Origin of the sequence: Novosphingobium umbonatum, from assembly GCF_004005905.1 — a bacterium.
Classification (GTDB): domain Bacteria; phylum Pseudomonadota; class Alphaproteobacteria; order Sphingomonadales; family Sphingomonadaceae; genus Novosphingobium; species Novosphingobium umbonatum.
Genome location: NZ_SACO01000011.1, coordinates 44,919 through 66,931 on the forward strand (window position 1 = coordinate 44,919; position 22,013 = coordinate 66,931).

General features: G+C 61.2%; 23 protein-coding genes. 13 read left to right on the forward strand and 10 right to left on the reverse strand.

The features are described 5' to 3' along the window. Positions 1-79: 79 nt before the first annotated feature. The 4 genes from lepA to ybaK all read left to right on the forward strand — a co-directional run bounded on the left by lepA (position 80) and on the right by ybaK (position 5,603). Positions 80-1,897: a translation elongation factor 4 gene (lepA, locus tag EOE18_RS13555; protein WP_127710420.1), complete on the forward strand. Its 1,818-nt coding sequence runs from the start codon at positions 80-82 to the stop codon at positions 1,895-1,897. 8 nt (positions 1,898-1,905) lie between these two features. Further along, the gene (locus EOE18_RS13560) at positions 1,906-2,907 is read left to right on the forward strand and encodes a polysaccharide deacetylase family protein (RefSeq protein ID WP_127710422.1); all 1,002 of its coding nucleotides are present in this window, start codon (positions 1,906-1,908) and stop codon (positions 2,905-2,907) included. Positions 2,908-3,100: 193 nt separating this feature from the next. Then, positions 3,101-5,023 carry a methyl-accepting chemotaxis protein gene (locus tag EOE18_RS13565; RefSeq protein WP_127710424.1) on the forward strand — a complete coding sequence of 641 codons (1,923 nt, stop codon included), beginning with the start codon at positions 3,101-3,103 and terminating at the stop codon, positions 5,021-5,023. Positions 5,024-5,129: 106 nt separating this feature from the next. Next, entirely contained in the window at positions 5,130-5,603 is a 474-nt protein-coding gene (gene ybaK, locus EOE18_RS13570; RefSeq protein ID WP_127710426.1) for a Cys-tRNA(Pro) deacylase, read from the forward strand. 7 nt (positions 5,604-5,610) lie between these two features. Here ybaK and EOE18_RS13575 read toward each other — a convergent pair whose 3' ends face one another. Beyond that, entirely contained in the window at positions 5,611-6,483 is an 873-nt protein-coding gene (locus EOE18_RS13575; RefSeq protein ID WP_127710428.1) for an SGNH/GDSL hydrolase family protein, read from the reverse strand. A gap of 147 nt (positions 6,484-6,630) precedes the next feature. Between EOE18_RS13575 and EOE18_RS13580 the strand changes: the two genes are divergently transcribed. From EOE18_RS13580 to EOE18_RS13595, 4 genes are all read left to right on the forward strand, one after another. Further along, positions 6,631-7,188: a peroxiredoxin gene (locus EOE18_RS13580; RefSeq protein ID WP_246027451.1), complete on the forward strand. Its 558-nt coding sequence runs from the start codon at positions 6,631-6,633 to the stop codon at positions 7,186-7,188. A gap of 105 nt (positions 7,189-7,293) precedes the next feature. After that, positions 7,294-8,421 (forward strand): peptide chain release factor 2, encoded by a 1,128-nt coding sequence (gene prfB, locus EOE18_RS13585; protein ID WP_127710429.1) that lies wholly within the window; start codon positions 7,294-7,296, stop codon positions 8,419-8,421. Next, positions 8,421-9,398, forward strand: coding sequence for a class A beta-lactamase (gene bla / locus EOE18_RS13590; RefSeq protein WP_220446015.1), 978 nt, complete (start codon positions 8,421-8,423; stop codon positions 9,396-9,398). Before prfB ends, bla begins: the two co-directional genes overlap by 1 nt. Before the next feature lie 173 nt (positions 9,399-9,571). Beyond that, on the forward strand, positions 9,572-10,978 hold the full coding sequence (locus EOE18_RS13595) for an NAD(P)H-dependent flavin oxidoreductase (protein ID WP_127710433.1): 1,407 nt from the start codon (positions 9,572-9,574) through the stop codon (positions 10,976-10,978). Positions 10,979-11,023: 45 nt separating this feature from the next. On the opposite strand, the gene EOE18_RS13600 is transcribed toward EOE18_RS13595, so the two are convergent. Further along, on the reverse strand, positions 11,024-11,320 hold the full coding sequence (locus EOE18_RS13600) for a DUF1294 domain-containing protein (RefSeq protein ID WP_246027452.1): 297 nt from the start codon (positions 11,318-11,320) through the stop codon (positions 11,024-11,026). Between the two features lie 105 nt (positions 11,321-11,425). On the opposite strand from EOE18_RS13600, the gene EOE18_RS13605 reads away from it, so the two are divergent. Then, the gene (locus EOE18_RS13605) at positions 11,426-11,905 is read left to right on the forward strand and encodes an SH3 domain-containing protein (protein ID WP_164852759.1); all 480 of its coding nucleotides are present in this window, start codon (positions 11,426-11,428) and stop codon (positions 11,903-11,905) included. A 15-nt stretch (positions 11,906-11,920) separates the two neighbouring features. Here EOE18_RS13605 and EOE18_RS13610 read toward each other — a convergent pair whose 3' ends face one another. The 3 genes from EOE18_RS13610 to EOE18_RS13620 are packed head-to-tail and all read right to left on the reverse strand — an operon-like array spanning position 11,921 to position 15,018. Further along, positions 11,921-12,721: an inositol monophosphatase family protein gene (locus EOE18_RS13610; RefSeq protein ID WP_127710437.1), complete on the reverse strand. Its 801-nt coding sequence runs from the start codon at positions 12,719-12,721 to the stop codon at positions 11,921-11,923. Continuing rightward, positions 12,718-13,944, reverse strand: coding sequence for a bifunctional glutamate N-acetyltransferase/amino-acid acetyltransferase ArgJ (argJ, locus tag EOE18_RS13615; RefSeq protein WP_127710439.1), 1,227 nt, complete (start codon positions 13,942-13,944; stop codon positions 12,718-12,720). The genes EOE18_RS13610 and argJ overlap by 4 nt, the downstream gene beginning before the upstream one ends. A 33-nt stretch (positions 13,945-13,977) precedes the next feature. Continuing rightward, positions 13,978-15,018, reverse strand: a complete 1,041-nt coding sequence (locus EOE18_RS13620) for an acyltransferase family protein (protein ID WP_164852760.1) — start codon at positions 15,016-15,018, stop codon at positions 13,978-13,980. A 93-nt stretch (positions 15,019-15,111) separates the two neighbouring features. Here EOE18_RS13620 and EOE18_RS18480 point away from each other — a divergent pair, with 93 nt between their 5' ends. The 3 genes from EOE18_RS18480 (at position 15,112) to EOE18_RS13630 (ending at position 19,070) form a co-directional block, all read left to right on the forward strand. Next, positions 15,112-15,381 carry a hypothetical protein gene (locus EOE18_RS18480; RefSeq protein WP_164852761.1) on the forward strand — a complete coding sequence of 90 codons (270 nt, stop codon included), beginning with the start codon at positions 15,112-15,114 and terminating at the stop codon, positions 15,379-15,381. A 116-nt stretch (positions 15,382-15,497) separates the two neighbouring features. After that, the gene (gene secA, locus EOE18_RS13625) at positions 15,498-18,191 is read left to right on the forward strand and encodes a preprotein translocase subunit SecA (protein WP_127710442.1); all 2,694 of its coding nucleotides are present in this window, start codon (positions 15,498-15,500) and stop codon (positions 18,189-18,191) included. A gap of 210 nt (positions 18,192-18,401) precedes the next feature. Then, a complete protein-coding gene (locus tag EOE18_RS13630; RefSeq protein ID WP_127710444.1) occupies positions 18,402-19,070 on the forward strand; it encodes a PilZ domain-containing protein in 669 nt (222 codons plus the stop codon). Positions 19,071-19,136: 66 nt separating this feature from the next. On the opposite strand, the gene EOE18_RS13635 is transcribed toward EOE18_RS13630, so the two are convergent. Next, on the reverse strand, positions 19,137-19,628 hold the full coding sequence (locus tag EOE18_RS13635) for a hypothetical protein (RefSeq protein WP_127710446.1): 492 nt from the start codon (positions 19,626-19,628) through the stop codon (positions 19,137-19,139). 159 nt (positions 19,629-19,787) lie between these two features. Beyond that, on the reverse strand, positions 19,788-20,435 hold the full coding sequence (locus tag EOE18_RS13640) for a hypothetical protein (RefSeq protein WP_127710448.1): 648 nt from the start codon (positions 20,433-20,435) through the stop codon (positions 19,788-19,790). 188 nt (positions 20,436-20,623) lie between these two features. Here EOE18_RS13640 and EOE18_RS13645 point away from each other — a divergent pair, with 188 nt between their 5' ends. Further along, a complete protein-coding gene (locus EOE18_RS13645) occupies positions 20,624-20,965 on the forward strand; it encodes a DUF2322 family protein (protein ID WP_127710450.1) in 342 nt (113 codons plus the stop codon). Positions 20,966-21,138: 173 nt separating this feature from the next. Here EOE18_RS13645 and EOE18_RS13650 read toward each other — a convergent pair whose 3' ends face one another. From EOE18_RS13650 to EOE18_RS13660, 3 genes are read right to left on the reverse strand one after another with little or no spacing between them, the layout of a single operon-like run. After that, positions 21,139-21,357, reverse strand: a complete 219-nt coding sequence (locus tag EOE18_RS13650; protein WP_127710452.1) for a helix-turn-helix transcriptional regulator — start codon at positions 21,355-21,357, stop codon at positions 21,139-21,141. Further along, complete coding sequence (locus EOE18_RS13655) at positions 21,354-21,539, reverse strand: hypothetical protein (protein ID WP_127710454.1); 186 nt, start codon at positions 21,537-21,539, stop codon at positions 21,354-21,356. Before EOE18_RS13655 ends, EOE18_RS13650 begins: the two co-directional genes overlap by 4 nt. Then, entirely contained in the window at positions 21,536-22,006 is a 471-nt protein-coding gene (locus tag EOE18_RS13660; protein WP_127710456.1) for a hypothetical protein, read from the reverse strand. The genes EOE18_RS13655 and EOE18_RS13660 overlap by 4 nt, the downstream gene beginning before the upstream one ends. Between the last annotated feature and the right edge of the window lie 7 nt (positions 22,007-22,013).

Consider the following 22,013-nt stretch of genomic DNA (forward strand, 5'->3'; position numbering starts at 1 on the left):
TCCCAGCCTAGCGTTGCTAACGGGGCGCTGCTAAGGGCGGGATTCGCCTTGCTGGCCACCCTCTTTGTTAAAGACACCCATGACCGACCAGTCCAAGATCCGCAATTTTTCCATCATCGCCCATATTGACCATGGCAAGAGCACGTTGGCGGATCGTTTGATCCAGTTCACCGGCGGCCTGACCGAGCGCGAAATGAGCGCGCAGGTGCTGGACAATATGGACATTGAAAAAGAGCGCGGCATCACCATCAAGGCGCAAACCGTCCGGCTGAATTACAAGGCCAAGGATGGCGAGACTTATGAGCTCAACCTGATGGACACGCCGGGCCATGTGGACTTTGCCTATGAGGTAAGCCGCAGCCTTGCCGCCTGTGAAGGCGCGCTGTTGGTGGTGGACGCGGCGCAAGGCGTCGAAGCGCAGACGCTGGCCAATGTGTACCAGTCGATCGAGCATGACCACGAGATCGTGCCGGTGATCAACAAGATCGACCTGCCCGCCGCCGAGCCGGAAAAGGTGAAGGCCGAGATCGAGGAAGTGATCGGTCTGGACGCCAGCGAGGCGGTTTTGGCATCCGCGAAGAGCGGCATTGGCATCGAGGAAATCCTTGACGCGGTGGTGGCCAAGATCCCTGCACCGACCGGCGACAGCAATGCGCCTTTGAAGGCGATGCTGGTGGATAGCTGGTATGACCCCTATCTGGGCGTGGTCATTCTGGTGCGCGTGATCGATGGCGTGATCCGCAAGGGTCTGCAGGTGAAATTCATGCAGGGCGGCACCGAACATCTGATCGACCGCGTGGGCTGTTTCACCCCCAAGCGCGAGGAATTGTCGCAATTGGCCGCAGGCGAGATCGGCTTTATCACCGCGCAGATCAAGGAAGTGGAAACCGCCAAGGTGGGTGACACGATCACCACCGTAAAGGGCGGCGCGACCGAGGCTCTGCCGGGCTATAAGGAAGTGCAGCCGGTGGTGTTCTGCGGCCTGTTCCCTGTGGACGCGGCCGATTTTGAAAAGCTGCGCGAAAGCATTGGCAAGCTGCGCCTGAACGATGCCTCGTTCAGCTTTGAAATGGAAACCTCGGCCGCGCTTGGCTTTGGTTTCCGTTGCGGTTTCCTTGGCCTGCTGCATCTGGAAATCATTCAGGAGCGCCTGAGCCGCGAATATGACCTCGATCTGATCACCACCAGCCCTTCGGTGGTCTATCGTATCCAGCTGCGCGCCAGCCGCACCGAGGATGCGGGCGAGTTGATGCTGCATAACCCCGCCGACTATCCCGATCCCAGCCGCATCGAGCAGATTGACGAGCCGTGGATCAAGGCGACCATTTACACGCCCGACGAATATCTGGGCAGCATTTTGAAGCTGTGTCAGGACCGTCGCGGTATCCAGACCGGCTTGACCTATGTTGGTGGCCGCGCTCAGGTGAATTATGAATTGCCGCTCAATGAAGTGGTGTTCGATTTCTATGACCGGTTGAAGTCGATCAGCCGTGGCTATGCCAGCTTTGACTATGAACAGATTGGCCTGCGCGAGGGCGATCTGGTGAAGATGGGCATTCTGGTGAACAATGAGCCGGTGGATGCCTTGAGCATGATCGTCCACCGTAGCGTGGCCGAAGAACGCGGGCGCCATATGTGTGAGCGCCTCAAAGACCTCATCCCCCGCCATCTGTTCAAGATCCCCATTCAGGCGGCGATTGGCGGCAAGGTGGTGGCGCGTGAAACCATTTCGGCCATGCGCAAGGATGTGACCGCCAAATGCTATGGCGGCGATATTACGCGTAAGAAAAAGCTGCTGGAAAAGCAGAAGAAGGGCAAGGCTCGTATGCGCGAATATGGCAATGTGCAGATCCCGCAGGAGGCCTTCATCGCCGCGCTGCGCATGGGTGAGGAATAAGCCTGACCATGGGTTTGAAGCTCGCTCTGCTGGCTGGCGCGATGGCGTTGACCAGCACGCAGGCTTGTGCGCAGGCCACCAAACAGCCCGCGCCCAAAGTGTCGCGCGGGCAGGTGGCGCTGACCTTTGACGATCTGCCCGGCCTAACGCTCAAGGCTGATCAGGCCTATGTGGATGGATTGAACCGCGACCTTTTGCGCGGGCTGAAGCGTCATCATCTGCCCGCCATCGGCTTTGTCAATGAAGGTAAGCTGGAAGAGGGTGAGTTCGGCCAGAAGGGCCGCATCCGCCAGATTGCCAATCTGCGCCGCTGGCTGGATGCGGGCATGGATCTGGGCAACCATACGTTCAGCCATGAATCGCCTGATGAACTGGGCGGGGCAGGCTATATTGCCGATATTGCCAAGGGCGAGCCGGTAACGCGCCAACTGTTGGCTGCGCGTGGGCGCAAATTGCAATGGTTCCGCTATCCCTATCTGGAAACCGGCGCGCCTTTGGCGGTCAAGCGGCAGATCTCCGACTGGCTGGGCCAGCATCACTATCGCATCGCGCCGGTGACGATTGACGCCAATGACTGGCTTTTCGCCGAACCCTATGACGAGGCGCTGGCCCAGCATGACAAGGCGCGGGTGAAGCGCCTGCGCGGGCAATATCTGGCCTATACCGAACGCACCATCGCCTGGTTCCAGCAGGCTTCGCAGGAATTGTTCGGGCGGCCGATCCCCTTGGTGATGCTGCTGCATGCCACGCGATTGAATGCCGATACGATGGACGATCTGGCTGCGATCCTGAAGCGGCGCGGGTTGAAAGCTGTCTCGCTGGAACAGGCCATGCGCGATCCGGCCAACCATACGCGCGATGATTATGCCGGCCACGACGGCATTGAATGGATCGAGCGCTGGTCCGAAAGCCTCAAGCGTCCCCTGCCATGGGATAGCTGGCAAGACCCGCCCAAGCAGGTCGAGCAAGAATATGAGCGCAACAATCAGGACCGTCGCAACGTCAAGTGAGCGGCGGTGCTTTAGTGAATTCTTACATAAACTCGGCGGATTCGCGGCTTTTATTGCGGCATCGGGGATGAATTCCTTTGCGCGTGCCGGATAATCGCGTCCGGATAAGTGTTAACATATAATCAGGCGTAGGCCGCCCGAAACCACCCTTGCGCTATCCCCACGATGGGAAGTGGCCGCAAGGGAATGTGCAATGATCCGTGACCAGGCTCGAAATGGGTCCAATATCTTGATCGGGCTGGTGTTGGTCGCGGTGGCGATTTCCACCTTTGTGATTCTGCAGATCCGCTATGGCGGGCCGATTTACCAGAAATACGCGCTGGAAAACGAGCTGCTGGCCGACATCCTGCCGCCGCCCGCCTATGTGGTCGAACCCTATCTGGAAGCCACGCTGGCCATGGAGCACCCCGATCAGGTAGAGGCCAAGGCCAAGGCGCTGGCCCAGTTGCGCAAGGATTACGAGACGCGCAAGACTTATTGGCAGACCACCACGTTGCCCGCCGACCAGTTCGCCATTTTGAAAGACAGTCAGGTGGCCGCCGACAAATTCTGGGCTGCGCTGGAACAGCGCTATCTGCCCGCGATCCGCAGCGGCAATCTGGAAGAGGCGCGCCGCATCCACGAGGCCGAATTGGCGCCCGCCTATAGTGCGCAGCATGATGCCATCCTGCAACTGGTCGAAAAATCGAACAATTATGTCGCGGCCGAGCATGGGCATGATGATCTGGTGGTCACTTTTTCCTTGGTGGCGGTGGGCGTGTTGATGTCGGCGCTGGTCGGCGCGGTGGTTCTGGCGCGGCGTTTGATCGCCCGCCGCGTGGTGGAGCCTTTGGCGCAGACCGCCCATGCCATGCGTCACATGGCCGATGGCGATTATGCCAGCGCGATTGAAGGTCTGGACCGTCAGGATGAAATTGGCGTGATGGCGCAGGCGATGGAAGTGTTCCGCAGCAATGGCGTGGCCAAGCAACAGGCCGAAGCCGCGCAAAAGCAGGTGGTGGCGGCCTTGACCACGGGCCTGTCGAAACTGGCCGCGCAGGATCTGGAATATCGCATCAACGAGCAATTCCCGCAGGATTATGAAGTGCTGCGCCTCGACTATAACCGCGCGCTGGAATCCTTGATGGAGGCGATTGGCACGGTGCGCGTGGGCACGGGCAGCCTGTCGCGCACGATCGAGGAATTGCGCGTGGCCGCCGATGATCTGGCGCGGCGCAATGAAATGCAGATGAACAGTCTGGACGCCACCAGCAATTCCATCGCGGCGGTGGCAGAGACGGTGCAAACGGCAGCCTCTTCGGCCAGCAATGTGCGCGAATCGAGCCAGGAGGCCCATCGTCAGGCCAGCGAGGGCGGGGCCGTGGTGGAGCGTGCGATTGCGGCGATGGATGCCATCGAGCAATCCTCGCAAGAGATTGGCCAGATCGTCAATGTGATCGATGGCATCGCGTTCCAGACCAACCTGCTGGCCTTGAACGCGGGTGTGGAGGCCGCGCGTGCTGGCGATGCGGGCAAGGGCTTTGCGGTGGTCGCCAATGAGGTGCGCGCCTTGGCCCAGCGCAGCGCGGATGCCGCGCGCGATATAAAGGCCTTGATCGGCAATTCCACCGCGCAAGTGGCGATGGGGGTTGAACTGGTGGGCGAAACCGGCGGCAAATTGCGCGATATTGTGGCGCAGGTGGCCGATATCACCGGACTGATCGAGGAAATCGCCAGTTCGGCCCATAATCAGGCCGCCAATATCGATCATGTGCGCAATTCCATGCGCGAGATGGAAGTGATGACCCAGCAGAACGCCGCGATGGTCGAACAATCCACCGCCGCCACACGCAGCCTGTCCGACGAGGCGAACAAGCTGTCGGATATGGTGTCCAGTTTCCGCACGCGCAAACGCAATGTGCGGCCCGATTACGTGGCCAATCCCGCCTCGGTGCGGCGCAGCACGGCGGTGGACAATCCCGTTGACTACGGCGCTGCGGATTTTGCCGAGGAGGTGGCTTTGCCATCCTTCCGTGCGCGCAAGGCGCCAGCGGTTGCGGCCAAGCCTGCTCCACGCCCTGCGCCGGTGGCGGTTGGCAATAATGCGCTGGCCATGGATGAATGGAGCGATTTCTAGGGTTTGACCACGAGCCGGTCTGGACGCCGCCGCGCTGTCTTGGCACAAGGGGGCAACAGCGGGCGATCGTGCCTGCGGCAACAGACGGGTTGAAAGGAAGCGCGCCATGGCCAAGGCCACCCGCGCCACGGTGATGCTGGAAAAGGCGAAAATGGCCTTTACCACCCATGCCTATGATTATGACGCAAGCGCCGATTCCATCGGCATGGCCGCCGCCGCCGCGCTGGGTGTGGAGGGCGCGCAAGTGTTCAAGACGCTGATGGTGCTGGCCGATGGCAAGCCCGCCTGTGTGATGGCGCCCAGCGACCGCGAGGTGGCGTTGAAGAAAGCGGCGTCCGCCTTGGGCGCGAAACAGGTAGAGATGATGAAGCCGGATATGGCCGAGCGTGTGTCGGGCTATAAAATCGGCGGGATCAGCCCCTTTGGCCAGACGCGCCGCGTGCCAGCGGTGATGGATGAAAGCGCGCTGGCCCATGAGGCGATTTTCCTCAACGGTGGCCAGCGCGGGCTTCAGGTGCGTCTGGCTCCGCAGGATGCCGCCAACCTGTTGGGAGCCAAGCTGGCGGCGATTACGGCGTGACGGGCGTTTAGCGCAGGCTGGTGGCGATCAACCGCGCCGCCGCCGCCATGCCCGCGGCATTGGGGTGATAGGGCGCCCCATCCTTGGCGGCCATATCGGGATTGCCGCCATTCATCCAAGGCTCCTTGCTGCACAGGCCATGGGGCGCGGAAATGCGGTCCAGCGGCACCAGCCCCGCGCCATTTTCCCGCGCCACATCCACGGTCAGCTTGGCCAGACGGCGGCCGATGGCGCGGATTTGCGGCACTTCGCCATCGGTCAGGCCGGTTGCGGGGCAATTGCCGCTGGCGGGCATCAGCGAGAAATATTGTACGATCAGGATGCGCGCCTCTGGAGCCTGCTTGCGCACCTGCTGGATGATGCTGGCCATGCGGGTTTTGAGCGCTTCTTCATCCTGCGCGGTGATGGGTTTGGGGGCGGGGCAATTGCCGCCGAAATAGCGCTTGCGCTCGTCCTCGCTGGCGCGGGGGCAGCGCATGATGCCAATGGCGGTCATATAGCCCAGATCATTGCCGCCAATGGTCAGCGTGACCAGTTGTGTGGCGGGCGTCACCGCGCTGATCTGCGGGGCAATCGTGTCCCACGGGCCAAGGATATGCGCAGTAGTCGCCCCGCTACAGGTGACATCGGTCAGCGCCAGTTTCTTGGCCTGCGCCAGCAGATGGGCATAATTGACCGCCGAGCGGGCGCAGCGGTTGGGCGGCGTATCCGCGCTCTGGCCAATATTGGGGCCTGCGGCATAGGAGCTGCCCATGGCCACATAGCGCGCCTGCCGTTCCAGCGGGGCGTGGCGGGCGCTGGCCGGGCTGGCCAAGAGGACATTGGCAGGCAACAGGGCGAGCAGGGCGGCGCTGGTTTTGGCAAGGGCAGAGGCGCGCATAAATTCTCTCCGATAAGGCGCTGTGTCGACACAGGTCTATATTGCCGCAAGTAGGCGATCTGGCCGGTGATTGATAGAGTGATCGCCTGTAAGTCATGCCCTTCAATGCGGCTGGACTTTACGCCTTTTCAGGCACAGTCTGCCGCCATGACCAAGCAACGCAAGATGATCGCCCCCGCTCTGGCAGCTTTGGCCGCCATGGCATCCCTGTCCACCTCTGCCCATGCCGAACTGGCCGTGGGCGCAACCGCCCCCGCCTTTGTCACCCAAGGCGCCACGGGCGGTAAAGCCTTCACTTTCAAACTGAAGGATGCGCTCAAGAAAGGTCCGGTGGTGGTCTATTTCTACCCCAAGGCATTTACCAAGGGCTGCACGCTGGAGGCCCATGCCTTTGCCGATGCGATTGACGATTACGCCAAGGTTGGCGCGACCGTGATCGGCCTGTCGGCGGATGACCTGCCCACGTTGCAGAAATTTTCCACCATGGAATGCCGCGACAAATTCCCCGTAGGCATTGCCGATGCCGGTATCATCAAGACCTATGACGTGGCCCTGTCCTTTGCCGGTGTTTCGGCGCCGATGACCAAGCGCACCTCCTATGTGATTGGCAAGGATGGCAAGGTGAAGCTGGCCTTCACCGACATGGATTACAAGGACCACGTGGCCAAGACTCTGGCCACGGTGAAGGCGCTGGCGGGCAAGTAATCGCGCGAGGAAAGGGAGCGTCCGGCGCGATGCTCCCTTTACTTTCGCGCTAATCCGTTTAACGGCCCGTGGTTTCCAGATTTGCCAAGATTAAGGGTATTGACCATGCGTGCCGAGGGGCAGGCCCATATCGACCGGATCAACGCAGCGCTGGCGCTGGTTCGCAAGTTTCTCGACTGGGAGCGCGCGCTGCGCCGCTTTGACGAGCTGAACGCGCGTGTGGAAGATCCCAAGCTCTGGGACAATCCCAAGGAAGCCGAAAAGGTGATGAAGGAGCGCCGCCGTCTGGAGGCCTCCATCGGCGCGGTCAATCAAATCACCGCCGAGATGAATGACGCGATCGAGTTCATCGAGTTGGGCGAGATGGAAGGCGATGAGGGCACCGTCGATGACGGTCTGGCCACGCTCGCCGCTCTGGCCGAGCGCGCCGACCGAGACAAGGTGCAGGCTTTGCTGGCCGGTGAGGCCGATGGCATGGACACCTATATCGAAATCCATGCCGGCGCCGGTGGTACCGAGTCGCAGGATTGGGCCTCGATGCTGCTGCGTATGTACACGCGCTGGGCGGAAAAGCGCGGGTTCAAGGTCGATCTGATTGAATATCAGGCGGGCGAAACGGCAGGCATCAAAAGCGCGACCATCCTGTGCAAGGGTGAAAACGCCTATGGCTATGCCAAGACCGAGAGCGGCGTACACCGGCTTGTCCGCATCAGCCCCTATGACTCTTCGGCCCGCCGCCATACGTCTTTCAGCTCGGTCTGGGTCTATCCGGTGATCGACGATAGCTTCACCATCGAGGTGAACCCTGCCGATCTGAAGATCGACACCTATCGCGCATCGGGTGCCGGTGGTCAGCACGTGAACACCACCGATTCGGCGGTGCGTATCACCCACGTGCCCAGCGGGATCATTGTGGCCTCGCAGGTCGACCGCAGCCAGCACAAGAACCGCGAAATCGCGATGAACATGCTGAAGGCGCGTTTGTACGAGGCCGAAATGCAGCGCCGCGAGGAAGCGGCCAGCGCAGAACATTCGGCCAAGAGCGATATTGGCTGGGGCCACCAAATCCGCTCTTACGTGTTGCAGCCGTATCAGATGGTGAAGGACCTGCGTACCGGCGTGACCAGCCCGACTCCGGCCGATGTGCTGGACGGCGATGTGGATGCCTTTATGGCCGCCGCCCTGTCGCAGAAGGTGACGGGCGAGAAGGTCACCGTGGAAGACGTCGACTGATGCTGGACCGGCGCGGCTTTGTAGGGGCCGCGCTGGCGGCGGGAATAGCAAGTAGGGCGGGGGCGTCGTTGCCCTATCTGGCGTCCGATTTGGAAATCCTCGAGCGCAAGCATGGCGGACGACTTGGCGTTTCGTGCTTAATGCTGGAGCGAGACATCGTGATACCATTCCCGCTGATCTATAGCGATGGGTACCCAATCCCAGAATTCAGAGAAGTTCTTGGCTTTTGGCAACACCAGCGTTTTGCCTTCTGCTCTTCCTTCAAGCTCAGCCTTGCGGCTCTGGTGCTGGACGGTGCCGAGAAAGGCGAATGGCGGCTTGAGGAAAAGCTCGCCTATTCCGCCGCCGACCTTCTGCCCAATTCGCCTGTGACGCAGGCCAATCTGGCGTTGGGCAATATGACGATAGAGGCACTGGCCGAGGCCGCGCAAAAGTTTTCCGACAATGCCGCTGCCAACATTCTGTTACGTAAGATTGGCGGTTTCGATCGTCTCAACCAGTTCTGGTGGGGCCTTGGCGATACAGTCAGCAGGCTCGACGATTACGAAACCGCGCTCAATCGAGTGCCGCTGGGTAGCGTCCGCAACAGCACAACGCCCGCGGCGATGGCTTTGAACCTGGTCAAACTTTTCTACCAAGGCGCTCTCTCACCCGCCGCCGCCGCCAAGCTCAAAGGCTGGATGCATGACACCGCCACCGGCGCCAAACGTCTGCGCGCAGGCCTGCCCGCCGATTGGTGGGCGGGGGACAAAACCGGCACCGGCCTGCCGGATGACATTCGCGGCACCTATGTCGATCTGGCCTGGGTGGAGCCGCCGAAATTGCCGCCCTTTGCCATCGCCGCCTTTTACCAGCCGCCCAAACCCACACCTGATGGCGACCCCAACGCCGAAGCCATTCTGGCCGAAGTAGGGAGGATGGTGGCCGCGCGGGTCATCGCGCAGGCCGCGAGAAAGCCGCATAGCGCCAAACCATAACCTTTCGTCGCACCCGTATGCGGTTTTTATTCGCAAGCGGGGAAGAACCGTCTATGGAGGCCAATCTTTAATGGCGGGTCACGCGGATTGCTTCCATATGGCTACCATGTTGCGGGGGTGTGACATGGGGCAAAGCCGGATGGCGGCGGAGTTAGAAGGCGAAAGTTAAGTCGATGGGATTTAAGGGTTTACAGCCGATCCTCTATGGTGGTCGCGAAGTGTGGCCGCTGGTCGAAGGCGGCAAGGGCGTGGCGGCGACAAACCATGCCAGCTCGGGCGCATGGGCGGCCGCAGGCGGCATCGGCACGGTCAGCGGCGTGAATGCCGATTCCTATGACGATGATGGCAATGTGATTCCCCAGATCTATCACGCGGCCACCCGTCAGGGCCGTCATGAAGAGCTGATCCGTTACGCCATTGATGGCGGCATCGAACAGGTCAAGCGCGCCTATGACATTGCCAATGGCAAGGGTGCGATCAATCTCAACGTGCTGTGGGAAATGGGCGGCGCGCAGGCAGTGCTGGAAGGCGTGCTGGAAGGTACCAAGGGCCTGATCACCGGCGTGACTTGCGGGGCGGGCATGCCCTATAAGCTGTCGGAAATCGCCGCGCGGCATAATGTACATTACCTGCCCATCGTGTCCTCGGGCCGTGCTTTCCGCGCGCTGTGGAAGCGTGCCTACAGCAAGGTGCCCGAATTGATGGCGGCGGTGGTCTATGAAGACCCGTGGCTGGCCGGTGGTCATAATGGCCTGTCGAACGCCGAAGACCCGACCAAGCCGCAGGATCCCTATCCCCGCGTGAAGCAATTGCGCGAAACCATGCGCGCCGAAGGCGTGGCCGATAGCGTGCCTATCGTGATGGCAGGCGGCGTGTGGGCCTTGCGCGAATGGGAAAACTGGATCGACAATCCCGAACTGGGCAGCATTGTGTTCCAGTTCGGCACCCGTCCCTTGCTGACGCAGGAAAGCCCGATCCCGCAGGAGTGGAAGGACCACCTGCGCACGCTGGAGCCGGGCGATGTGCTGTTGCACAAGTTCAGCCCCACCGGTTTCTATTCCTCGGCGGTGAAGAACAAGTTCCTCAACGCGCTGGTGGACCGCAGCGAGCGCCAGATTGCCTATTCCAAGGTGGAAGCGGGCGATCATGCGGTGCAGCTGGACGTGGGCGTGAAGGGCAAGAATTTCTGGGTTACCAATTGCGACCGCGAACGCGCCCGCGCATGGGTGGCCAAGGGCTTTACCGAGGCTTTGCGCACGCCTGACGATACGCTGGTGTTTGTGACGCCGGAAGAACGCGCCGAAATCCGCAAGGATCAGGCCGATTGCATGGGCTGCCTGTCGCATTGCGGTTTTTCCAGCTGGAAGGACCATGATGACTGGTCGACCGGCCGTCTGGCCGATCCGCGCAGCTTCTGCATTCAAAAGGGCCTGCAGCAAATCGCCCATGGTGGCAGCATTCAGGACAATCTGATGTTTGCCGGCCACGCGGCCTATCGTTTCAAGACCGACCCGTTCTATTCCAACAATTTCACCCCCACGGTGAAGGAATTGGTAGACCGGATCCTGACCGGCGATTGATCCAGCAAAAGAGGGGCGCGGCGAGAAGCTGGCGCCCCTTTTCTTTTACAACATGAACCAGCCGATCAGCGCGCCCAGTTGAAGCAGGGCGATCAGTTGCAGTCGGGTGGCAAAAGGCTCCTTGCGGGTTTTATGCCGCAACAGGCTGCGCGCCAGCAATGCGGCGGGCGAACCGCCCAGCGCGGCCAGCATCAACAGGTTAGCCTCTGGCACGCGCCTTTGCCCAAGACGGGCGGCGCGCTTGTCGATCCAGAAGCGGAAGAAGGTCAGCGCGTTGATCAAGGCCAGCGCAGGCAGCCAGAACGGGAAATGCATCGCGGGCCTTTTCGTGAATATAACCATTATGGAGCGCTTGGTCGCCTAATCGCCTCCATTGGACTTGTCCACAGGGGCAAAGCCTTGAAGCCTGAGGCCTGCTTTGCGTAAAGGAGCAGCATGGTGGGACGAATGATCAAGCTGATATCCAAACAGTCGCTGGCTGTTATGCTGGCGGGGGCTTCTGTCGCTCCGGTGCAGGCAGCCTCCGACCCAGCCTTTCCCTCTTGGCGGTCTTTGCGCGATCCGGTGGTGAATATGCGCGTGGGGCCGGGTGAGGATTATGCCATCCGCTTTGTCTATCACCGGCAAAATCTGCCGATCAAAGTGCTGCGCCTGTATCAGGGCTGGTATCTGGTGGAGGACCCCGATGGCGCGCGCGGTTGGATGAACGCCCGCTTTGTCAATAAAACGCCCACCGCCATACTCCGTGGCAAGGGGGCGGTGGAAATGCATGCTGGCCCGGCGCAGGGTTCGGCTTTGCTGTGGAAACTGGCGCCGGGCAATGTGGGCCGCGTGGGACCGTGTCAGCAGGGCTGGTGCGAATTCACGCTGGAGGCGCGCAAGGGCTTTGTGCCGCAGGATCGCATCTGGGGGCCGGGGGCGCAATAAGCGCCCCTTTGTGAGTTAGAGCGCCGCCATCCGCTTCGCCAGATCGTCCCACAAGGCCGGATTGGCCGCCGCGATCAATCCGCGCCGCCCGTCATCCACGCGATAGGCGCTGCCATCCTCACGCGCGGCCTTGCCGCCCGCTTCGTTCAGGAACAACACGCCCGCCGCATGATCCCATGCCAGCGTCCGTTCAAACACCGAGAGATCATTCACCCCCAGTGCAAGGCGGGGATATTGCTCGGCGGCGCAGCGGGGGATGTCCACCATCGTGTAATGCGGGGTAATACCCGACAATAGCGCAGCACGGCGGTTGGGATCGGCAAACAGCACCGAAACGGCGGCGATGGGCGGCGTATGGCCGGTGGTGCGGGCCGTGATCCGCTCGCCATTGACATAGGCGCCTTCGCCCAACCGCGCATGGCAGAATCGGCCCGAGAGCACATCATAGATCCAGCCGCCAATCGTTTCCCCGCCTTGCGACAGGGCGATCAGCACGCCAAAGGGCGGCTTGCCAGCGGCGAAATTGTTGGTGCCATCCAGCGGGTCGATGATCCAGCACAGGTCGGACGACAGGCGGTCCAGAATCGCGGGGTCGGCATGGGCGGCTTCCTCGCCCACAATCGCCGCTTCGGGCAGGATGCGTGCCAGCCCTTCGGCCAGAATGACCTCGCTTTCCTTGTCGGCAATGGTGACGAGATCGTCGCTAGCCTTTTCCACGATGTCGGCTGCATTCAGGCTTTGATAGCGCGGGGCAATGGCGCGGCTGGCCGCATTATGCATCACGCCATAGACGGCTTCGGTCAGGCTGTCGGTCATGAACGGTAATCCGCGTTGATGGAGATGTAGCCATGGGTGAGGTCGCAGGTCCACACCGTGGCACGGCCTTGGCCCAGGCCGATGTCCACCTCGATCGAGATTTCCTGCCCCTGCAAATGCGCGGCCACGGGGGCTTCGTCATAATCGGGCAGGGGTTGGCCGTCCTTGGCCTGCCACACGCCGCCAAAGCCGATGGAAAGCTTGTCGCGGTCGGCCGGTTCGCCTGCCTTGCCCACGGCCATCACGATGCGGCCCCAATTGGCATCCTGCCCCGCGATGGCGGTTTTGACGAGCGGCGAATTGGCAATGGCCATGCCGATTTTGCGCGCGCTTTTATCCGAGACAGCGCCCGAGACGGAGACGGCGATGAATTTCTGTGCGCCTTCGCCATCCTTCACCACCAGATGGGCCAGTTGGCGGCAAATATCGTGCAGCGCGGCGGCAAAGGCATCGGCGCCCTCGCTGCTTTCATCCTCCAACCGCGCATGCGCCGCCTTGCCGGTGGCAAAGGCCAGCACCGTGTCGCTGGTCGAGGTGTCGCTATCCACCGTGATGCAGTTGAAGGTGGCGTCGGCGGCCTTGCTCAACAGGCGTTGCAGGAGGGCGGGGGCGACATTGGCATCGGTGAAAATATAGCCCAGCATCGTGGCCATATCGGGCGCGATCATGCCGCTGCCCTTGATGATCGCGCTGAAAGTGACCTTTTGCCGGCCGATGATGGCGGTGGCGGTGGCGCCTTTGGCAAAAGTGTCGGTGGTGCCGATGGTGTTGGCCGCATCCAGCCAGTTGCAGGGCTGGGCGGTCAGCGCGGCTTCGACGCCCGCCTTGGCCTTGTCCTTGGGCAGCGGCACGCCGATCACGCCGGTGGAGGAGACGAAAACCTGTTCACGCGCGCAGCCCAGATGGGCGGCCACCTGATCCATGATCTGCTCCACCGCCTCGCGCCCGCGATAGCCGGTGAAGGCGTTGGAATTGCCAGCATTCACGACAAGCGCGCGGGCCAGGCCCTGCGCGACATGGGCGCGGCCCAGCTCCACTTCGGAAGAGCAGCAAATGTTGCGGGTGAACACGCCCGCCACGCTGGTGCCCTCGGCCAGTTCGACAAAGGTGAGGTCGCAGCGGTCCCATTCCTTGTATCGCGCGCGGGCAACACGGGGGGTGACGCCCGCGATCATGGGCAGGGCGGGGAAGGGCGTGGCGAGCGGAGAGATGGCTTCTGACATGGCGGCAGGGATTAGCCGGTTCGGCCCTGTCCTTCAACCGCGCTTTGGCTTTAACCGCAAAGGAAAACCACGCGCCAGAGGGCTATAGGCCAGCGCCAGCCCCAGCGCGAAAGTGGCCAAAATGGCCAAGGGACGCACCACATCGGGCGAGGCCCCGTGATAGCGCACCAGCAGGGCGCCGAAAATCAGCACCGGCCCATGCACGGCATAGAGCGGATAGGACAATTTCCCCAGAACCGAGGCGGAGCGGGCCGACACACCCGACAGGCGCACCTGTGCCGCGCACCATAGCGCGGGTGGCAGCAATACGAACACCGCCAGCATATCCCCCGCCACCACGCCCAAGGGCCACAATGGCGCTGTGCAGAGCGCGATGGGCACCAGCAGCGCGCCCGCCCATGCAATGCCTTGGTTCAGGCGTCCGCGCCCCGCTTGTGCTTGCCGCGCCATCCATATGCCCAGCCCATAGGAAAAGCCCACGCGGGCAAAGCCCCCCCACCAGTTGCGGGTGATGTCCCCCATGGTGACCGCCCCCCAATGCAGCGTCTGCCACGCCAGCAAGGCGCCGCAGGCCAGCACGAAAGCCAGCAAGCGCCGATTGGATAACCGCCAGAGCAGCAGCGCATGAACATAATTGGCCAGTATTTCAAAAGTGACCGACCATTGCGGGCCATCCAGCTGATAGATCCCCCCGCGCCCGCGCAGCACGGGCAGCAGGGCAAGGCTGGCCAGTGTCAGGAACCAGAGATGGCCGGTAACCCCGACCCACCACCGGCCCAAGGCACCGATCAGGATGCCCACGGCCAGCACCGGCCACAGGCGGGCAAGGCGTTGGACAAGGAACAGGTCCGCCCGCAGGCCTTGCTGCATTTTGCCTTCAAAAGCGAAGGTCAGCACATAGCCCGAGAGCATGAAGAAGAAATCCACCGCCAGATAGGCGCGCGGAAAATAGCCCGCCGAGCCATAGAGAATAGGCTCGTGGTGGAACATCACCGCCACCGCCGCCAAGCCGCGCAGGGCGTCGAGCAGCAGCAGGCGCGAAGGGGCGGAGGATGGAGCGGTTTGTTCCGTCATGACACAGGTCTTTGCGGCAGAATGGAGTTTTGGGCAATATGGGGCCAAGAAGGCTGGACGCGGGGGCGGCGCTTTCCTATATCCTTGCAGACCATGTTGCGCATTCTGCTCTCTTTGCTGGTGCTGATGTCTGGTCTGGCCTCTGCCGGACCGGAGGCATCGGCCTATGGCTGGAGCAACCGCCCGCAAGTGGCGATGGTGGCCCAGGCAGGCGCGGCCCGGGTTTCCGCCCATGTGGTGGCCCATGCGCGGGAGATAACGCGTCCGGCCCAGCCCAGCCTGATCGAGGCGGCATCCGCGCCTTTGGCTGCGCCGCAAATGGTGCCCGCTGTGCGCTTGCGTGTGGACCGCGCGCGAGAATAAGCGCGCCTTTCGGCCTGCCCTGTGTGCGGGCCAATGATCACATCCATTCCATCAGGCCCGCCCGTGAATGGCGCAAGGCCTGAACCCGACCCTTATAGTTTCAGGAATCACCGCCCATGTTCGGCAAATTGGCCAAGGCATTCTTCGGCTCGTCCAACGACCGTTACGTTAAATCGCTTGATAAGCTCGTGCGTCAGATCGCCGCTTATGAAGACCAGCTTCAGGGCATGAGCGACGAGGAATTGCGCGACATGACCGGCAAATTCCGCGAGGAACTGGCGGGCGGGCGCAAGCTGGATGATCTGTTGCCCGAAGCCTTTGCCGTGGTGCGCGAAGCGTCCAAGCGCTGCATGGGCATGCGCCATTTCGATGTGCAGATGATCGGCGGCATCGTGCTGCACCGTGGCGAAATCGCCGAAATGCGCACCGGTGAAGGCAAGACGCTGGTGGCAACGCTGGCGGTTTACCTCAACGCTCTGGAAGGCAAGGGCGTGCATGTGGTGACGGTGAACGACTATCTGGCCAAGCGTGACGCGGAACAGATGGGCGTTCTGTATAATTTCCTCGGCCTGACCGTGGGCGTGATCGTGCCTAATCTGAACGAGGACGAACGCCGTCACGCCTATAATTGCGACATCACCTATGCCACCAACAATGAGCTGGGTTTTGATTATCTGCGCGACAATATGAAGTCGGAACGCAGCCAGATGGTCCATCGCCCGTTCCATTACGCGATTGTGGACGAGGTCGATTCGATCCTGATCGACGAGGCGCGCACGCCTTTGATCATTTCCGGCCCCACCGATGACAAGAGCGATGAATATGTCGCCGTCGACGCGGTGGTGAAGCAACTCATCACGGACGAGACCACGTTTGAGGCCGATGAAAAGTCGAAGAATGTCACGCTGACCGAGGATGGCGTGGAAAAGGCCGAGCGCCTGCTGGAATCGGCTGGCCTGCTGCATGGCAGCAACCTGTATGACATTGAAAACACCCAGATCGTGCATCATCTCGATCAGGCGATGAAGGCCAATGTCATGTTCCGCCGCGATATTGATTATATCGTGAAGGACGGCAAGGTGGTGATCATTGACGAATTCACCGGCCGTATGATGGATGGCCGCCGCTGGTCCAATGGTCTGCATCAGGCGGTGGAGGCCAAGGAAGGGGTCAAGATCGAGCCTGAAAACCAGACCATGGCCTCGATCACCTTCCAGAACTATTTCCGCATGTATCCCAAGCTTTCGGGCATGACCGGCACCGCCGCGACCGAAGCGCCGGAATTCTTTGACATTTACAAGATGAATGTCGTGACCATCCCCACCAATGTGCCGGTGCAGCGCATTGACGAAGAGGATGAGTTCTACAAGAACACCAACGACAAATTCGCCGCCATCGCCAAGCTGATCCGCGAAAAATATGAAAGCGGGCAGCCGGTGCTGGTGGGCACGGTGTCGATTGAAAAATCCGAATTGCTCAGCGAATTCCTGACCAAGGAAGGGGTGAAGCATAATGTGCTCAACGCCCGTTTCCACGAGATGGAAGCCCATATCGTGGCGCAGGCGGGCCGTCTGGGCGCGGTGACCATTGCCACCAATATGGCCGGTCGCGGCACCGACATCAAATTGGGCGGCAATCTGGAATTCCGTATCGAGGATGAATTGCGCGATATGCCCGAAGGGGCCGAGCGCGACGCCAAGATCGCCGAGTTCAAGGCCGAGATCGATGCGGAGAAGGAAAAGGTGCTGGCTGCCGGTGGCCTTTGCGTGATCGGCACCGAGCGCCACGAAAGCCGCCGCATCGACAACCAGCTGCGCGGCCGTTCGGGCCGTCAGGGCGACCCCGGCCTGTCGAAATTCTACCTCTGCCTGGAGGATGACCTGCTGCGCATTTTTGGCCCCGACACTCTGTTCGCGCGCATGATGAACAGCAATCTGGCCGATGGCGAGGCGATCGGCAGCAAATGGCTGAGCAAGGCGATCGAGACCGCGCAGAAGAAGGTGGAAGCCCGCAATTACGACCAGCGCAAGCAGGTGGTGGAATATGATGACGTGATGAACGACCAGCGCAAGGTCATCTATGACCAGCGCGCCGACATCATGGATGCCGAGGTGATGGATGAAGTGGTGGCCGAAATGCGCCATGACACGATCAACGCCATGGTCAGCACCGCTTGCCCCGCCGGCACCTATCCCGAAGTGTGGGATGTGGATGGCCTTGCCGAAAATGTCCGCACGACCTTGGGCTTTGACGCGCCCTTGGGCGAATGGCTGGCGCAGGACGGCATCGAGCCGGAAACGCTGGAAGAACGTCTGGTGGAAATGGCCGACGCGCATATGGCCGACAAGCTGTCGCGCAATGACCCCGAAATCTGGCGTCAGGTGGAAAAGAGCGTGATGCTCGAACGCCTCGACCATTACTGGAAAGAGCATCTGGCCACGCTGGATGCGCTGCGTCAGGTGGTGTTCCTGCGCGCCTATGCGCAAAAGACGCCGATCAATGAATATAAGCAGGAAGCCTTTGGCCTGTTCGAGCGCATGATCGACCATATCCGCAATGATGTGACCCGCATCCTGTGCACCGCCGAATTGCAATTCGCCCAGCCGCAGCCGCAGCCCGAATTGCCGCAATTGCCCGATTTCCTCACCACGGGTGCCTTTACGCCTTCGGGCAATGCCTATGGCGGTGAGCAAACCTTTGCCGCCCCGCCTGTGCCCAGCACCGATATCGACCCCAACATCCCCCGCAACGCGCCTTGCCCTTGCGGTTCGGGCCAGAAATACAAGCATTGCCACGGCGCTGTGGTGTAAACCACGCGGCCTGAGGGCTGATGGCAAAGGGGGCGGGTCTGCGGTTGCGGCCCGCCTTTTTTGCGTCTGGTTTCCGGAACTCTGTGGCTAACCCCGTTGGTCTACGGAGGAGGTTTAGCAAGCTTTTACTATTGTCTGTTTATTAAAGTGACACTTGCGACAGGTCCGGCTCTCCTTGGCCGTGCGCCGCATGGAACAGGTGGAATCAAGGTGAATCCTGAAGCTGAACGCCTCGCTGCATCTTCCCCGCCGCCGCCCATGGCGCGTTCGGTGGAGGAATTGCGTGATGCGCCGCGTTTCACCCTGCTGGTGCGCACGGCGAAACTGGTGGTGGACGGTCAGGAATATCTCTGCGTTCTGCGCGATGCCTCGGCTTCGGGTTGCAAATTGCGTCTGTTTCACGGCCTGCCCAAGGCCAAGTCCTTTGCGTTGGAAACCAGCAATGGCCAGCGTTACCCGATGGACATGATGTGGGCGCGCGACGACCATGCCGGTTTCCGCTTTCACGAGATGATCGATGTGCAGGAATTGCTGGCCGACAAGCGCGGGCCCTATGCAAAGCGGCATGTGCGGGTGCGGTTGCAATGCCCGATCGTGGTCCATGCCCTGGGGCGGGCCATTCCGGCCGTCTTGCGCGACATTTCCACCGAGGGCGCCAAGATTGATTGTTCGGAACGGATGATGTTGCGGCAATTGCTCAAGCTGGAAATCCCCGGCTTCCCTCCGACTTTCGGGCGGGTGGCGTGGCGGCAGGTGCCCTATCATGGCCTGTCGTTCGAGAGCGGTTTCCCGCTGGACCAACTGGCCCATCATTTGAAGGCGATGTATGCCCTTCAGCCGCAGAATGCCGCTGGTGAGGCGCCGCCGCTTCTTTCCTGATCAACGCCACAAAAAAGGCGCCGCGATCCCTCGCAGCGCCTTTTTTGTGGCTCTATGTATGCTGCCTCAAGCGTTGGCCTGAGGCAGATCGGGCAGGCCAGCGGCGGGAGGCACGGGCATGGGCGCGATCCCCGCCACGGGGACAGCTGCGGCGCGGCCATGGGCGCGGGCGTGCTTGTGCAGCTGATGCAACTGCACCGCGCGGCGATTGTCGCGCAGCGACAGCGTATTGCCCGGCTCGTCCAGCCCATATTGCTCGCGTAGTTTCAGCTTCAGCGCTTCGACATCTTCCTCGCTGGCGCTGAGCGGCACCGGTACGCGGGCCACGATCACCGCATCCAGATCATCGACGATAGACAGAAAGCTGGTGGCCGCATCGCCCAGCGTTTCGGCATTGAACCCGCCGTCTATGTGCCATTGTTTGCCGTCCATCGAAAAGATTGGCCGTTTGCAATGGCGGCATTGTGCATAGAAGGAATCATCCACCCGCGCCTTGGGCATCATCAAGGGCGCATGATGGCGGGTGAACCAACAGGAGGTGAGGGCTAGAGTAGACACGGGCTCTGCTACCTTTCGGGGGGATAGTGAGCGCAGTGTAAACCATGGGGCTATTATCGGCGTTAAGCATGGCCCCGTGCCCTATGCAGGGGCGGGGCGAGGGAATGCGGTAATCTGGGTTAAGCCGTGTCAATCGGGGTTAAGCGAGGTCAATCGAGGTTAAGGAGCATCAGGATCCACCTTGCGGTTGGATACGCGCTCTTCCAATTGGCGCTTGTTAAGATCCGCATCGGTGTCGGTGTTCACCACGCGCGACAGCACCTTGACCGTCCGACCGGGCAGATCATCGGGCACACCGGCGGTCAATTGGCGGCTGTCCTTGCTGCTACCCTTTTGCGCGGTGTTGGTGGCAAAATCGACGCCGGTGGACAGAACCTTTTTGCAATCGGCCAGCATGGAATTGGGCTCGGCACAGGCATAGGCATCGACCCATAGCGTTACGCCCAGGATCACCTGTTGCGTGCCATTATAGACCTGCACCGGCAGGTCCAAGGTAAGTTGGTTGCCCGAAATCGTGCCCGTGGCGCCATCGGTTTCCACCTGCAAGGCGCCTTCGATGAAATGGCCGCTGTTCTGCACCATCTTGACCGCCGCATAGCCGGGGATGACCAGCAAGAGCAGCATCACCAGTTGCAGCGGCCGCCAGTTGAACAGGCCGCGCGCCTCGGCGGTTGGCGCCACGCGGGCGGGCGGGATATAGCCATAGTGATCTTTGCGCGGAGCGACATTCTGCCCCTTGTGCACCGTGCCGAAATGCGGGCTGATGCTGTTGCCTTGGGGGCGGGCTTTGCGCGGAGTCTGTGCCATAAGCTTCTTATCGGCCTACGGTCTTTCACTAGGCTTGCTTGTAGTGGTTACAGCGCTGTTGAGGGTGTTTTAGGGGCAAATGCGGAAAGGGCCTATCCGTGGTCGGCCTAGGCGCAAACTGGTGCTGATCATCGGAAGCTGTTAGGGGCGCGGCCAGTTGCATTACCCCGATCAACAGAGGACGATTTATGGCGCAAAAGTTTGAGCCCACCACGAATTTCAAGGATAATCTGGCGCAAATGCCCGCGATTGACGGTCTGGAGCGGCTGGACCTGATCGCTGCTGATGGCGCGGTGGTGGCGACAATCGAGAATCAGCCCGGCAAGCAAGGCTCGCTGGCGCTTTATCAATATTTGCAATTGGTGTTCGGCACGCTGGATGCGGCGGCGGCTGACTATGGTCTGGCGCTGTTTGCCGAACATACAGCCGATGCCAAGAACCGCCCCGGCGCGCATCCCAATATCGACCGCTTGCTGGACATCGCGGCGGGCGCAGCGCCTTTGTCGATGCGACTGGTGGCCAAGGCCTGAATTTGTGGGGGCAGGGCGCAAGCTCTGTCCCTGCTGTCTGGCGCGGGATGGGCTGGATTTTTGGGGGGTGATCCGCGTGGCTCCCTGAGTAGGATTCGGTTTGCATCTGTAAATACCTGATTTTATGATAATTATAGGAAAAATCTAAATTTGATACCCGATAATGTACCCGTTCAAGGCGGGCTTGAAGCGGAAAGAACCTGCTGCTTCCACGCTTCGATATCGCGCTCCAGCCAGACGACTCTGCCGCCGCCTATCGGGCGCGGTTTGGGGAAGCGGTTTTCGCGCATCCGCGCGTAGATCACGCTTTTGGAAAGCGAGGTCTCGTTCGTCACATCCTTGATGCTGAAAAAGCGACCGGGGGAGTCGTGGGTGTTGGCGGCGGACATCATGCAGCTTTCTTCTTGGCGGCGGCTTCGCGGTGGCAGTCTTGGCAACGCCATGGGCCGCGAGGGCCGGTTAGACTGTGAGAGGGGTGGAGCGTGCCGCAATCGGCGCAGCCTTCCGGCTTCCAGTTTGGAGCAGCGGGGCGCGTGCCGGTGCGGGCAGTGGTTGAGAACAGGTCGCGGCTCATTCGGGCTGCGCCAGTGCGGCGGTGGCTTTTTTCATCCAGCCATCCAGCATCAGCCGCTTGTCGCAGCCGGTGTTGGAGATGGAGATGCCGCCGAGCGAAAAAGTAGAGGTCACGCCGGTATCGCGCAGGCGGGCGCCATGGGCTGCGATAATCACATCCATCACGGTGGCGGGCTGGATGCCGTCAAGAGCCAGAAAATAGGTGGCGTCTTTTAGGGCTGCGGCCACGCGGCGGCGCTGGGCGATGGAGAGCGATTTGGGTATGGGTTCTCCCAGGCGGGGATCGGGATCAAGGCCACAAAGGGCGCGCAGATGGCGGGCCATGGCCAGAACGTGCTGGCGCTGTTGGTTGTGTGCCACAGAGGCCAGCACAGCGGCGGCGGCAGACGGGGTGACAGCCATGCTCTGCGCCACGGCCACAGTCTTTCCAGCGCGGCGGCTGGGCAGGATATGGGTGAGGTTGAGCATGGCGGGC